The sequence below is a fragment of the Methylobacterium sp. HJ2 genome, assembly GCF_056431005.1.
Map to the genome: position 1 here is coordinate 192,186 of NZ_JBWJYM010000010.1, position 12,486 is coordinate 204,671.

A 12,486-nucleotide genomic window follows, 5' to 3' on the forward strand; every position below is an offset into this window, starting at 1 on the left:
GGTCAGACCGTGGTCGTAGCGAGGTCGGGAGCGCGGCCGGCAGCCTTCGCCGCGTCGCGCACCACCTGCTCCAGCACCGCGAGATATTCGAGGAATCGGGCGCGACCGGCCGGCGTCAGGCGGCAGATCGTCTGCGGCCGGTTCTGAGTGTGGCCCTTCTCGAGGCTCACCAAGTCGGCCTCCTGCAGCACGGCCAAATGTCGGCTCAGGTTGCCGTCCGTGAGGTTGCACAGGCGCTTCAGATCGGGGAACGGCAGTCCCTTAGGGTGCCCCACCAGAGAGGTCAGAACGCTGAGGCGCGCCTTTTCGTGGATCGTACGGTCGAGCCCCTCATAGGAGAAGCGGCCGTCGGCTCGGTCAGAGATCGTCATCGCGGCCTCCTCCGGCCCGGTGCAGCACGACGGCAAGCAGGCACTGGCCGACCATGAAGGGCAGACCCATCAGCCAGGGTGACAGGCCGCGACCGCCGCTGGCGCATGCAAGGCCGGCGAGGCCGGCGAGCAGATACCAGGCCGCGATCCCATGTACGCCCCGCGGCAGCATCCGGGCCGAGGCGAACAGGCCGAGGCCCATCAGAACCTGCCAGAGGCCGGGCAGCATCCAGAGCGCGTCCGGAGCGAAGCGGGCGATCACGAGACCGAGGCAGGCGCCAGCGCCCGCCGTGGGCAGGAACAACTCGATGGCGTTCCAGATCATCGCGTCGGCGAGCCCGGAATGCAGCCGGCGCGAGCGCCGCACCGTCTCGATCCCCACGAGGCCAAAGGCCAGCAGCGCAGCGCCGATCCAGAGTGAAAAGAACAGCAACGGGCGCGCATTCGGGTCGCCGAGCCAGAGTGACTGGGCGGCAGCCAACCCGAACGCCACGAAGCCCGTTGCCGCGACGGTCGCAGCGCCGAGCCCGCGAAACGCGGTGTCGCGCGCGATCTGGCTACGGATCGCCACGATGTCGGCCAGGGCCCTGTCGAGGTCGTGCATCAGCCTCCCCCACCCGCGGTGCGCTTTGCAATGCAAAGTAACCCGGCGCCGGGCAACCGGCAAGAGCTTATGAACTGTCCGCGCGAGCCAATCTGGCGGATGCCGTGCCCGAGGATGAGATTCGGGAGTAGGGGGTTCAGGCCGCGATCAGGCCACCATCATCGGAGACCCGGCGCAGGTGATGAGGGGTGTCCCCGAGCTGGTACTCGATCATCGCGAGCCGTTTGAAGTGATGCGCGCCGATATATTCCATCGTCATGCCGATGCCGCCGTGGAGTTGCACTGCCTCCTGGCCAACGAGGCGGCAGGCCTTGTTGATCTGCACCTTCACCGCCGAAAGCGCAGTGGCACGCTCGGACGGGTCAGCGGTGTCGACCATCATTGCGGCGTAGAGCGCCATTGAGCGGGCCTGCTCCAGCGCGATCATCATGTCGACAGCCCGATGCTGCAGGGCCTGGAAGCTGCCGACCGCGACGCCGAACTGCTTGCGGGTCTTGAGATAATCGACCGTGAGCCTGTGCAGGGCGTCCATCGAGCCGACCGCCTCGGCTGCGAGCGCCGCGATGCCGTGCTCGACCACGCGCTTCAGAAGCGGCAGGCCGCCTGCCGGATCGCCGAGCACGGAGTCCGCGCCGACCCGGACTCCGACGAGGGCGACCTCCGCGGCGCGCCCACCGTCCTGCGTGGGGTACGCCTGGATCGTCAGGCCGGGGGTATCCGCGGGCACGAGGAACAGGCCGATGCCATGGGGATCGCGGCGGTCACCGGAGACGCGGGCGCTCACGATCAGGAGGCCTGCCGCGTCGGCGTTCAGCACCACGCTTTTGTGCCCGTCGAGGATGTAAGCGTCGCCGGAGCGACGCGCCGTGGTGTTAACGTCGTGCAGATCGTAGCGTGATTGCCGCTCTGTCTGGGCCAGAGCGAGGCGCAGCGAGCCTTCGATCACGCCCGGAAGCAGACGTTGGCGCTGGGCGGTGTCGGCGCCGAGCCGAAGCGCGGTGGCGCCGAGCACCCCGCTGGCGAGAACAGGCTCGACCGCGAGGTTGCGGCCGATCGCCTCCATCACGATCATTGTCTCGACCGGTCCGCCGCCGAAGCCTCCATCGTCCTCCGAGAAGGGAAGGCCGCTGATGCCGAGTTCGGCGAGCCGCGCCCAACCCTCATCCGAAAAGCCGAGCGCCGCCCGGGTGTGAGCTTGGCGCCGCTCAAGTGACGGGTAGGCGTCGGCCAGCAACCGCTCGACGCTGTCGCGCAGGAGGGTTTGCTCTTCGCTGAGGTCGAAATCCATGAGCTGCGTATCTCTTCGCGGGATCGTAGGCGCGGGAACGGGTTAGAGTCCCAGCACGCCCTTGGCGATGACGTTGTGTTGGATCTCGTTCGACCCACCGTAGATCGAGACCTTGCGGTTGTTGAAGTAGCTCGGCGCCGCCGCATCGACCCAGTCGAAGCCCCCGGGCGGGCTGTTGTCGCCCGTGGTCCGGCGATCCGGGGCGGCGAGAGCGAACGGGCCGGCGAGTTCCACCAGCAGCTCGGTGGCGGCCTGCTGCAGCTGCGATCCGCGGATCTTCAGCAGCGAGGAGGCCGGGTCGGGCTCGACCGAATCGGCGCGGCTCTTCTTGGCCGCGACGCGCATCTGGGTGATCTCCAGGGCCTTCAGCTCGATCTCGACCTCGGCCACGCGCCCGCGGAAGGCCGGGTCGTCCCACATCGTGCCGGCCCCGGCCGGCATCTCGCGCGCCAGCCGCTTGATGCGCTGGATGCGCTCCTTGGTGAGTCCGATCCGGGCGATGCCGGTCCGCTCGTTGGCGAGCAGGAACTTGGCGTAGTCCCAGCCGCGATTCTCCTCGCCGACGAGATTCTCGACGGGCACACGCACGGCGTCGAAGAACACCTCGTTGACCTCGTGGCGGCCCTCCAGGGTGATGATCGGCCGGACGGTGATGCCCGGCGTCGTCATGTCGATCAGCAGAAAGGAGATGCCGCGCTGCTTCTTGGCCTCCATGTCGGTGCGCACGAGGCAGAAGATCCAATCCGCGTGCTGGCCGAGGGTGGTCCAGGTCTTCTGCCCGTCCACGACGTAATGGTCGCCGTCCCGCACGGCCCGCGTCTTCAGCGAGGCGAGGTCGGAGCCGGCCCCCGGCTCCGAAAAGCCCTGGCACCACCAATCGTCGAGGTTGGCGGCGCGCGCGAGGAAGCGCTCCTTCTGGGCGTGGGTGCCGAAATTCGCCAGCACCGGGCCGAACATGTAGCAGTTGAACTGCTGCGGCAGGGGCACCGCGGCCTGGAGCAGCTCCTCGGTGTAGATGTAGCGCTGGATCGGGGTCCAGTCCTGGCCGCCCCATTCCTTCGGCCAGTGCGGCACGGCCCAGCCGCGGGCGTTGAGGATGCGCTGCGAGGCGACGATGTCGTCCTTGGAGAGGCCGCGCCCCTCCGAGACCTTGCGGCGGATCTCGGCCGGGATCTCGCTGCGGCAGAAGCTGCGGACCTCGTCGCGGAACGCGACCTCCTCGGGGGTGAAGCGCAGGTCCATCTCAGGCTCCGATCTCGAACAGGCCGGCGCAGCCCTGGCCGCCCGCAACGCACATGGTGACGACGGCGAAGCGGGCGCCGCGGCGGCGGCCCTCCACCAGGGCGTGCCCGACCAAGCGGGCGCCCGACATGCCGAAGGGGTGGCCGATGCTGATCGCGCCGCCATCCACATTGACCCGCTCGGGATCGATCCCGAGCCGGTCGCGGCAATAGATCGATTGCGAGGCGAAGGCCTCGTTCAGCTCCCACAGGTCGATATCCGCGACCGTGAGGCCGTGGCGCTCGAGCAGGCGCGGCACCGCGAAGACCGGGCCGATGCCCATCTCCTCGGGCGCGCAGCCGGCCGAGGCGAAGCCACGGAAGCGGCCGAGCGGCGTCAGGCCGCGCCGGGCGGCCTCGGCCGCCGACATCACCACGCAGGCCGAGGCACCGTCCGAGAGCTGGCTGGCATTGCCGGCGGTGATGAAGGCGCCCGCGCCGCGCACGGGCTTCAGCTTGGCCAAGCCGTCGAGCGTGGTGTCGGGCCGGTTGCCCTCGTCCCGCGACAGCCGCGTCTCCACCGTCCGGGTCTCGCCCGTGGCCTTGTCGGTCACCGCCTGCAGCGCGCTGATCGGCACGATCTCGTCGTCGAAGCGGCCGGCGGCCTGCGCGGCGGCGGTGCGGCGCTGGCTCTCCAGGGCGAAGCGGTCCTGCGCCTCGCGGCCGATGCCGTAGCGCTCGGCCACGATGTCGGCCGTCTCGATCATCGGCATGTAGATCGCCGGCAGGTGCCGCTCCAGCCAATCGTTGCGGGTCAGCTCGCGCTGCACCCGCGGCTGCACGAGGCTGATCGATTCGAGCCCGCCCGCCACCGCCACCGGCACGCCGTCGAGGATCACCCGGCGCGCGGCGCTGGCGATCGCCTCGAGGCCGGAGGCGCAGAAGCGCGAGACGGTGACGCCCGCCGATTGCACCGGGATGCCGGCGACGAGGCTCGCATGGCGGGCGACGTTGCCGCCCGTGGCGTTCTCCGGGTAGCCGCACCCGAGGACGACCTCCTCGACCTCGGCCGGCTCGACACGGGCACGCTCCAGGGCGGCGCGGATCGCGTGGGCGCCGAGATCGGCACCCCCCGTGAGGTTGAGGGCGCCGCGGAACGCCCGGCCGATCGGCGTGCGGGCGGTGGAGACGATGACGGCGTCTGTCATGACGGGTCCTGCTGTGCGCGCGCCCGCTCCTCGGCGACGAGGACGCTGGCCAGAAGCTTGCCCGCGGGACTCCGGGGCAGCGCCTCGCGGAACTCGAGGGCTCGGGGGATCTCGTGGCGGCCGATGCGGCTGCCGAGGAAATCCTGCAGCGCCTCCAGGTCGAAGGGCTCCGCCCCCGTCTTCAGGGTGACGAAGGCCTTGGCGGCCTGCCCGCGATAGGGATCGGGCACGCCGATCACGATCACCTCGGCGACGTCCGGGTGCTCGTAGATCGCGCCCTCGATCTGCACCGGATAGACGTTGAAGCCCCCGGAGATGATCATGTTCTTGCGCCGGTCCACGAGGTCGAACACCCCGTCCGCGTCGACGCGCCCGATATCGCCGGTGAGGAACCAGCCGTCGCGGAAGGCCGCCTCGGTCGCCTCCGGCTGCTCGAAATAGCCCGCGAAGACGTTGGGCCCCCGGATCGCGATCTCGCCGGTCTCGCCGGTCGCCACCGGGCGGGACGGATCGTCGAGGCTGACGATCCGCATGCCGATGCCCGCCAGCGGGATCCCGATGATGCCCGGGCGCAGGCCGGCGCGCGCGGGCAGCCGTGTCCCGGCCGGCGCCGTCTCGGTCATGCCCCAGCCGACCGAGAGACGGATCCCCATCAGCGCGGTGAGGCGCGCCATCACCTCGAAGGGCAGGGGCGCGCCGCCGCTCATGCAGGAGCGCAGGGACGAGAAATCCACCCGCTCGATGCCCGGGCGGTTGAGGAGCGCCACCCACATGGTCGGCACGCCCGGGAAGGCGGTGGCGCGCTTCACCTGGATGTCGTCCACGATCTCGGCCGGGTCGAAGCGCTGGCGCAGCAGGATCTGGCTGCCGGCCCGGACGCAGCGCAGCAGCACCGTCGTCAGCGCGTAGATGTGGAACAGCGGCAGCACGCAGATGGTGCGGGCGGAGATCGCGTCGTCCTCGCCCTCGTCGCTCCAGAGCCGGTACATCGAGGCCGCGGCGGTCAGGTTCCGGTGCGTCAGCATCGCGGCCTTCGGCAGGCCGGTGGTCCCGCCGGTGAATTGCAGCAGCATCACGTCGTCGGGCCGGCGCTCGGGCCATGCGGCCGGCGGCGGCGCGTCGCTACCCGCGAGATCGACCACGCCCGCGCGCAGCGGGATCGGCAGGGGCTCGGCCACGGCGGAGGGGCCCCATTCCGCGTCGTCACCGACGAAGACCGTATCGACGAGCCCCTGGTCGAGCAGGCCGAGGGCGACGGGTAGGAAGCCGGGCAGGTTCGTCGTCACGACCGCGCGGGCCCGGGTGGTGCCGAGCTTGTGGGCGAGCTCGCGCGGCGCGTCGAGACCGGAGAGATGCACCACGACCAGCCCGGCGCGGGCCGCGGCGAAGAAGGCGCGCGGGTGCAGCGGCGTGTTGGGCAGGTGAAGGCCGATCGTGTCGCCGGGCTTCAGCCCCGCCGCGATCAGCCCCTCCGCCATGCGCGCGACGCCGGCCGCGAAATCCGGGAAGTCGATCGTGCGCCCACGGAAGTCGAGAAGCGGACCGCGCGCCGCGGCGCAACCGCGCGTCAGGAAGTCCGGGACCGTGCAGGTCTCGATGTCCGCGTCCCACCGGCTGGAACCCGGGAAGCTGCGCTGCCAGACCGGTCTCGCATCCGCGTCCGCCGCAATGTCGCGCGCGTCGTCCATCGCTCGGCCGGCCTCCCTGTGCGACCTCGCCCCGCGAGCCTCGATCGGGCTGCTTTCTTGGGCTTAGAAAATTGGATATGTGGTCCGCCGAGGGCCTGTCAACGGATCCGGCCGGGTTTTGGAAAAGGCGGTATCGTGGCAAGGGGACCGCTGCAGGGCGCTCGCGACGGCTCGCCCCCGGGCAGCAGGCGCGGGACCGCGGTGTCCGCGCAGCGGCTTTCGTAACCCCGTCGTGGTGGGCGTTCGCGGGCCGGACAATCCGGACGCGGTGCCGATGATGACACGGGCATGCCGTCGCTCGCATGGATCCGGTGCCCCGCCAAGGAACGCCGGCCCGCGCCGGGACGATGTAACAACCCGCTCGATCGAAGCGGAGCGAATGCGATGACGGAGGAAGCGATGACGCCGGACGCCGATCCCGACCTGCCTCTGGCGGGCGTGCGGGTCCTCGACCTGTCGCGGGTGCTCGCCGGCCCGTGGTGCGCCCAGGTTCTCGGCGATCTCGGCGCCGCCGTGATCAAGGTCGAGCACCCCGAGCGGGGAGACGACACCCGCGACTGGGGCGTGCCGACGCCGTCGGGCGGGACGAGCTACTTCGACAGCGTCAACCGCAACAAGCGCTCCCTCGGTCTCGACCTCGCGAGCGAGGAGGGCGCCGCCATCGCCCGCGAACTGGCCGCCGCGAGCGACGTGGTGATCCAGAACTTCAAGCGCGGCGGCGCCGACCGGCTCGGCCTCGGCTACGAGCGGCTCGCGGCCGAAAACCCGGGCCTGATCTACTGTTCGGTGACGGGCTATGTCGGCGACGGGCCCGAGGGCGAGCGGCCGGGCTACGATCTCGTGGTGCAGGGCGAATCGGGGCTGATGGCGCTGAACGGGCGTGCCGAGGAGCCGCCGCTGAAATTCGGGGTCGCCGCGGTCGATCTCTTTACCGGGCAATACGCGGCGCAGGCGGTGCTGGCCGCGCTCGTCGCCCGCGCGCGAACCGGGCGCGGGCGGCATGTGGAGATGGCGCTCTACGATTCGGGCCTGAGCCTCACCGCCTATGTGGGCCTCGGCGCGCTGGCGCTGGGGCGCGATCCGGAGCGCGTCGGCAACGCGCATCCGGCCATCGTGCCCTACGGCGTCTTCGAAGCCGCGGACGGGACGCTGGTGATCACCGTGGGCAACAATGCCCAGTACCGGCGTTTCTGCGCGGTGATCGGCCGGCCCGATCTCGCCGACGACCCGGATTACGCGACCAATCTCGGCCGCTCGCGCCTGCGCGACCGGCTCGGTCCCGAGATCGAGGCGGAGCTGCGTCGCCGGCCCCGCGCCGCGCTGATCGCGGCTCTGGGCGCGGCCGGCATCCCGTGCGGCGAGGTCGCGGGCCTGCACGAGGCCCTCCGCTCGGCGCGGACGGCGCAGGCCGGCATGCTCTCGGACGACGCGGGCGGCACGCGCTCGCCCGTGCTCGCGCCGCCCTATCGCCTCGACGGGCGCCGGCCCCCGGTCCGCCGCCTGCCGCCCACGCTGGGCGCCGACACGGAGGCGGTCCTCGCCGAGATCGGGATCGATGCCGCGCGGATCGCCGACCTCAGGGAGCGCGGCGTGGTGGCCTGAGGGCCGAGCCGCCGGCGGGCGCCAAGCCTCCCGGCGCGCGCGAAACCGCCCGATGCGAGGGTCGCACCCTGCGGCGAGCGGCCGGGCAGACAGGATCATTCGGAGAAGGACGGACAGGCATGACGGACAAGACGCAGATGCGCCGCGAGGGCCGGGTCGCAGTGATCACCCTGGCGAACCCGCCCGTGAATGCCCTCGGGGCGGCGCTCCGCGGCGAGCTGCGCGACCGGATCGCGCAGGCCGAGGCCGATCCGGAGATCGCCGCGATCGTGCTGACGGGTGCCGGCAAGCTGTTCAGCGGGGGCGCCGACATCACCGAGTTCGGCAAGCCGCCGCAGGGGATCGACCTCAACGCCCTGCTCTCGGCGGTCGAGGATTCGGGCAAGCCCGTGATCGCTGCCATCCACGGACAGGCGCTCGGCGGCGGCACGGAGCTGGCGCTCGCCTGCCATCACCGCGTCGCCACGCCCTCGGCCCGGATCGGGCTGCCGGAAGTGAAGCTCGGCATCGTGCCGGGCGCGGGCGGCACGCAGCGCCTGCCCCGGGTGGTCGGGCCGCACAAGGCGCTCGCGATCATCACCTCCGGCCAGCCCGTCGCCGCGCCCGCCGCGCTCGCGATGGGCCTCGTGGACGCGCTCACCGCCGAGGACGCGCCGGTGTCCGACGCCGTCGCCTTCGCCGAGCGCCTGATCGCCGAGGGCCGGTCCTCGCCGCGGATCCGCGACCGCGACGACCGGCTCGCCGAGGGCCGCGACGATCCCGGCCTGTTCGACCGCTTCCGCGCCGAGAACGCCAAGGCGTTCCGCGGCTTCGAGGCGCCCGAGGCCTGCATCCGCTGCGTCGAGGCGGCCTGCACCCGGCCGTTCGCCGAGGGGCTCGCCTTCGAGCGCGAGACCTTCCTGCGCCTCGTCTCCGGCGCCCAGTCGATCGCGCAGCGCCACGTCTTCTTCGCGGAGCGCGAGGTCGCCAAGATCCCGGACCTGCCCGCCGACCTGCCCCTCGTTCCGGTGCGGATGGTCGGCATCGTCGGCGCCGGCACGATGGGCGGCGGGATCGCGATGAACTTCCTCAATGCCGGCATCCCCGTGCGGATCGTCGAGGCGCGCGCGGACGCCCTGGAGCGCGGCCTCGCAACGATCCGGCGCAACTACGAGAACACCGCCCGCAAGGGACGCATCACCGAGGCCGACGTCGCGGCGCGGATGGAGCTGCTGCGGCCCGGGCTCGATCTCGCGGCGCTCGCCGATTGCGACCTCGTGATCGAGGCGGCCTTCGAGGACCTCGCGATCAAGCGCACGATCTTCGAGCGGCTCGACGCCGTCGCCAAGCCCGGCGCGATCCTCGCCTCGAACACCAGCTATCTCGACATCGATGCGATCGCGGCGGCGACGGGGCGGCCCGAGCAGGTGCTCGGGCTGCATTTCTTCTCGCCCGCCAACGTGATGCGTCTGCTCGAGGTCGTGCGCGGGGCGAAGACCGCCCCCGCCGTCATCGCCACCGCGATGGCGCTCGGGCGCCGAATCGGCAAGGTCTCGGTCCTCGCGGGCAACGGGCACGGCTTCATCGGCAACCGCATGCTGGCGCAGCGCCAGAGGGAGGCCAACCGCCTGATCCTGGAGGGCGCCACGCCCCAGGACGTCGACCGGGTGGTGACCGGCCTCGGGCTGCCGATGGGGCCGTTCCAGATGATCGATCTCGCGGGGCTCGATCTCGGCTGGTCGCCCGAGACCTCGACGGGCGAGACCGTGCGCGAGATCCTGTGCGAGCGCGATCGCCGCGGCCAGAAGACCGGACGCGGCTTCTACGATTACGACGAGACCCGGAGGGCCACGCCCTCCGACGAGGTCGCGGCGGTGATCCGGCAGGTCGCCGAGCGTCAGGCAATCGCGCAGCGCGCGGTGGCGGACGAGGAGATCCTGGAGCGCTGCCTCTATCCGATGATCAACGAGGGCGCGAAGATCCTGGAGGAGGGCAAGGCGCTGCGGGCCTCCGACATCGATATCGTCTGGATCACCGGCTACGGCTGGCCGGTCTACAGCGGCGGCCCGATGCATTGGGCGGACGGGATCGGCCTCGGCCACATCGTCGAGCGGCTGCGGGCGCTCGAACAGGCGCAGGGCCCGGAGTTCCAGCCGGCGCCCCTTCTCGACCGGCTCGCCGGCGAGGGCCGGACCTTCGCGGATTACGACCGCGATCGTCGCGCCGGTGTCCGGTCCGCCGCGGGGGCGCGCGTCGCGACGACGGGGTAGGGCCCGACCCGCCTCCCGGGTCGGGCGATCCGCTTAACGCTCCTGCAACTATACGGCGCAATAAAAACCGCACGGTCGCTTCCCGTGCGGTGGGCGGCGGCAGGTAGCGTAACGGATAGCCCCGCCGTGAAGACGAGACGAGGACGACGCCCCGGAACCGTCCGCTGGCTCGGGACCGCCATGATCCCCTGGGTGGCCGGCCTCGGCTTCCTGGTGTCCTTCACGGCGACCGCCGGCACCGACAGCACCCTGGGCACCAGCCTGATGGCGGGGCCGGACTGGCGCAGCGTCCCGGCCCTGCCGCCCGGCACGGTCCTGATCGGCGGCGCCGTCGCCCCGAACGGGGATCCGCTGCGGTCCGACCTCAAGGCGGCGGCCCGGGTCTACCCGGTGGTCCAGCGCGAGCGGAAGGGCGGACCGGCCCAGGCCGTGGGCGCGAGCTTCGCCCGGCGCGCCGCCACGATCCGCGAGGCGTCCCTCGTCTTCAGCGATCTGACGGGCGCCGTCAGCGGCGTCCTGACGCCCGGCGCCGCGATCTGGAATCCCGAGCTCGAACCGGAGCGCGGCTTCGTGCCCGTGCCGGATCTCGGCCTGACCACGGGGCCGGACAGCGCCGCCTCGACCGGCTCGGGCAGCGCCGACATCACGGAGAGCAACGAGGCGGAGCGGCGCGACGACGGATCGACCCCGGCGGTGCCGCGCGCGGTCGCCCTGTCGTCGACGACGCCCGCTCCGGCCGACGCGATCCCGGTCGAGGTCGCGGCCGGGAGCCTCGCGCTGCCCGAGATGGCGCTGCGTCCCGAGCGGGTCGAGCCGGCCGCCCCGGAGGCGGCGCGCCACCGCTACGCCGACCTGATCGATCCCGAGGCGATGAATCGCGAGCAGCGCTGCCTGGCGGAAGCCGTCTATTTCGAGGCCCGCAGCGAGCCGGAGGCCGGGCAGGCCGCGGTCGCCCAGGTGGTGCTCAACCGCGTCAAGAGCGGCCTCTACCCGGCCAACGTCTGCGGGGTCGTCTACCAGAACCGGCACCATTACATGGGCTGCCAGTTCTCCTTCGCCTGCGAGGGCAAGTCGCTGCGCATCACCGACAGCGAATCCTGGCAGACGGCGACCCGCATCGCCCAGTCGGTGATCGAGGGCCGGACCTACCTGAGCGAAGTCGGAGCCGCCACGCATTACCACGCGGATTACGTGCGTCCGGGCTGGTCGCGGCGCCTTCACAAGATGGACGTCATCGGCCGGCACATTTTCTACACGCTCAAGCCCGGCCAGACCTGATATGAACAGCTTTCGGCCAATGCGATTTACCTAAGTAGGCAGTTGCTAAGCAGTCGAAACCAAGGGTTAATTTTACCTTGATTCGGAAATCGGCTTGCCCGCTGGGCAACCTGGACCGCATTTGAACGTCGAGATCAGCGCGGGACTCGCGCCGCCTCCCGCCCCCGTTCAAACGTCGCCAGAGGAAGCCGACATGACCGCTCCGGTCGCCCGAACCCTCCAAGCCCCGATTCTCGCAGCCGCCCTCGCGGGCGCTCTCGTCTTCGCCGGCCCGGCCCTGGCCGGCGGCTGCTACGGCACCGCCTGCTACCGCCAGGTCACGACCCCGCCGGTCTTCGATACCGTGCAGGAGAACGTGCTCGTGCGTCCGCCGCGCACCGTCTACCGCTCCGTCCCGCCGGTCTTCGACACGGTGAGCGAGCGCGTCCTGGTCTCGCCCGGCGGGCGCCACTGGTCCACGCGCCGCGGTCCCTACGGAGAGCTGATCGGCTGCTGGATCGAGACGCCCCCGCGCTACGCGGTGCAGCACCGCCGCGTCCTCGTCGAGCCGGGCCGCACCATCCCGGAGACGATTCCACCGGAATATGCCAGCGTCAGCCGTCGCGTTCTGGTCGCCCCGGCCCGGTCCGGCTGGGTTCCGCTCGACGGCCCGGGCTATGGCGGCGGCTATGGCGGCGGGATCGTCGGCGGGGTCGGCGGTGCGATCGGATCGATCCCGACGGCGCTGGGCTTGGCGGGTGCGGGCGCGGCCGATATCGGCGTCGGGCTCGGCCTGTCCTCCGGCAGCGTCTACGACGGATACTGACACCCCGGGCGCGATGGGCCCGGCTCATCGCGATCGGCCTGACGAGCCACACGGGTCATGGCCCATGCGGCTCGGTATGGGCTTGGTCATCGGCCGCTTCTCCGGCCCGGCGCGGGACCCGGACGAGGCGATGCCGATCGTCGGGGTGCCGTCCTGGCGCCGGCCGACGGAAC

At 71.5% G+C, this 12,486-nt stretch carries 10 protein-coding genes; 4 read left to right on the forward strand and 6 right to left on the reverse strand.

Going from position 1 to position 12,486, the window contains the following annotated elements:
* Positions 1-2: 2 nt before the first annotated feature.
* The 6 genes from ACS5RC_RS22275 to ACS5RC_RS22300 all read right to left on the reverse strand — a co-directional run bounded on the left by ACS5RC_RS22275 (position 3) and on the right by ACS5RC_RS22300 (position 6,379).
* Positions 3-371 (reverse strand): transcriptional regulator, encoded by a 369-nt coding sequence (locus ACS5RC_RS22275; RefSeq protein WP_478346103.1) that lies wholly within the window; start codon positions 369-371, stop codon positions 3-5.
* Positions 358-975, reverse strand: coding sequence for a hypothetical protein (locus tag ACS5RC_RS22280; protein ID WP_478346104.1), 618 nt, complete (start codon positions 973-975; stop codon positions 358-360). Before ACS5RC_RS22280 ends, ACS5RC_RS22275 begins: the two co-directional genes overlap by 14 nt.
* 136 nt (positions 976-1,111) lie before the next feature.
* A complete protein-coding gene (locus ACS5RC_RS22285) occupies positions 1,112-2,263 on the reverse strand; it encodes an acyl-CoA dehydrogenase family protein (RefSeq protein WP_478346105.1) in 1,152 nt (383 codons plus the stop codon).
* A 42-nt stretch (positions 2,264-2,305) separates the two neighbouring features.
* The gene (locus tag ACS5RC_RS22290; protein ID WP_478346106.1) at positions 2,306-3,505 is read right to left on the reverse strand and encodes an acyl-CoA dehydrogenase family protein; all 1,200 of its coding nucleotides are present in this window, start codon (positions 3,503-3,505) and stop codon (positions 2,306-2,308) included.
* A 1-nt stretch (position 3,506) separates the two neighbouring features.
* Entirely contained in the window at positions 3,507-4,691 is a 1,185-nt protein-coding gene (locus ACS5RC_RS22295; RefSeq protein WP_478346107.1) for an acetyl-CoA C-acyltransferase, read from the reverse strand.
* A complete protein-coding gene (locus ACS5RC_RS22300; protein ID WP_478346108.1) occupies positions 4,688-6,379 on the reverse strand; it encodes an AMP-binding protein in 1,692 nt (563 codons plus the stop codon). The genes ACS5RC_RS22295 and ACS5RC_RS22300 overlap by 4 nt, the downstream gene beginning before the upstream one ends.
* 384 nt (positions 6,380-6,763) lie before the next feature.
* Here ACS5RC_RS22300 and ACS5RC_RS22305 point away from each other — a divergent pair, with 384 nt between their 5' ends.
* The 4 genes from ACS5RC_RS22305 to ACS5RC_RS22320 all read left to right on the forward strand — a co-directional run bounded on the left by ACS5RC_RS22305 (position 6,764) and on the right by ACS5RC_RS22320 (position 12,313).
* Positions 6,764-7,981, forward strand: a complete 1,218-nt coding sequence (locus tag ACS5RC_RS22305) for a CaiB/BaiF CoA transferase family protein (RefSeq protein ID WP_478346109.1) — start codon at positions 6,764-6,766, stop codon at positions 7,979-7,981.
* Between the two features lie 119 nt (positions 7,982-8,100).
* Positions 8,101-10,230 (forward strand): 3-hydroxyacyl-CoA dehydrogenase NAD-binding domain-containing protein, encoded by a 2,130-nt coding sequence (locus tag ACS5RC_RS22310; protein ID WP_478346110.1) that lies wholly within the window; start codon positions 8,101-8,103, stop codon positions 10,228-10,230.
* Positions 10,231-10,422: 192 nt separating this feature from the next.
* Positions 10,423-11,508, forward strand: coding sequence for a cell wall hydrolase (locus ACS5RC_RS22315; protein WP_478346137.1), 1,086 nt, complete (start codon positions 10,423-10,425; stop codon positions 11,506-11,508).
* A 193-nt stretch (positions 11,509-11,701) separates the two neighbouring features.
* Positions 11,702-12,313, forward strand: a complete 612-nt coding sequence (locus ACS5RC_RS22320; RefSeq protein ID WP_478346111.1) for a hypothetical protein — start codon at positions 11,702-11,704, stop codon at positions 12,311-12,313.
* Positions 12,314-12,486 lie beyond the last annotated feature (173 nt).

Excerpts from the sequence above, each read along its gene's own strand:
- ACS5RC_RS22295 (WP_478346107.1), bottom strand. The coding sequence starts at position 4,691 with ATGACAGACGCCGTCATCGTCTCCACCGCCCGCACGCCGATCGGCCGG.
- ACS5RC_RS22300 (WP_478346108.1), bottom strand. The coding sequence starts at position 6,379 with ATGGACGACGCGCGCGACATTGCGGCGGACGCGGATGCGAGACCGGTC.
- ACS5RC_RS22320 (WP_478346111.1), top strand. The coding sequence starts at position 11,702 with ATGACCGCTCCGGTCGCCCGAACCCTCCAAGCCCCGATTCTCGCAGCC.
- ACS5RC_RS22275 (WP_478346103.1), bottom strand. The coding sequence starts at position 371 with ATGACGATCTCTGACCGAGCCGACGGCCGCTTCTCCTATGAGGGGCTC.
- ACS5RC_RS22285 (WP_478346105.1), bottom strand. The coding sequence starts at position 2,263 with ATGGATTTCGACCTCAGCGAAGAGCAAACCCTCCTGCGCGACAGCGTC.
- ACS5RC_RS22290 (WP_478346106.1), bottom strand. The coding sequence starts at position 3,505 with ATGGACCTGCGCTTCACCCCCGAGGAGGTCGCGTTCCGCGACGAGGTC.
- ACS5RC_RS22310 (WP_478346110.1), top strand. The coding sequence starts at position 8,101 with ATGACGGACAAGACGCAGATGCGCCGCGAGGGCCGGGTCGCAGTGATC.
- ACS5RC_RS22280 (WP_478346104.1), bottom strand. The coding sequence starts at position 975 with ATGCACGACCTCGACAGGGCCCTGGCCGACATCGTGGCGATCCGTAGC.
- ACS5RC_RS22305 (WP_478346109.1), top strand. The coding sequence starts at position 6,764 with ATGACGGAGGAAGCGATGACGCCGGACGCCGATCCCGACCTGCCTCTG.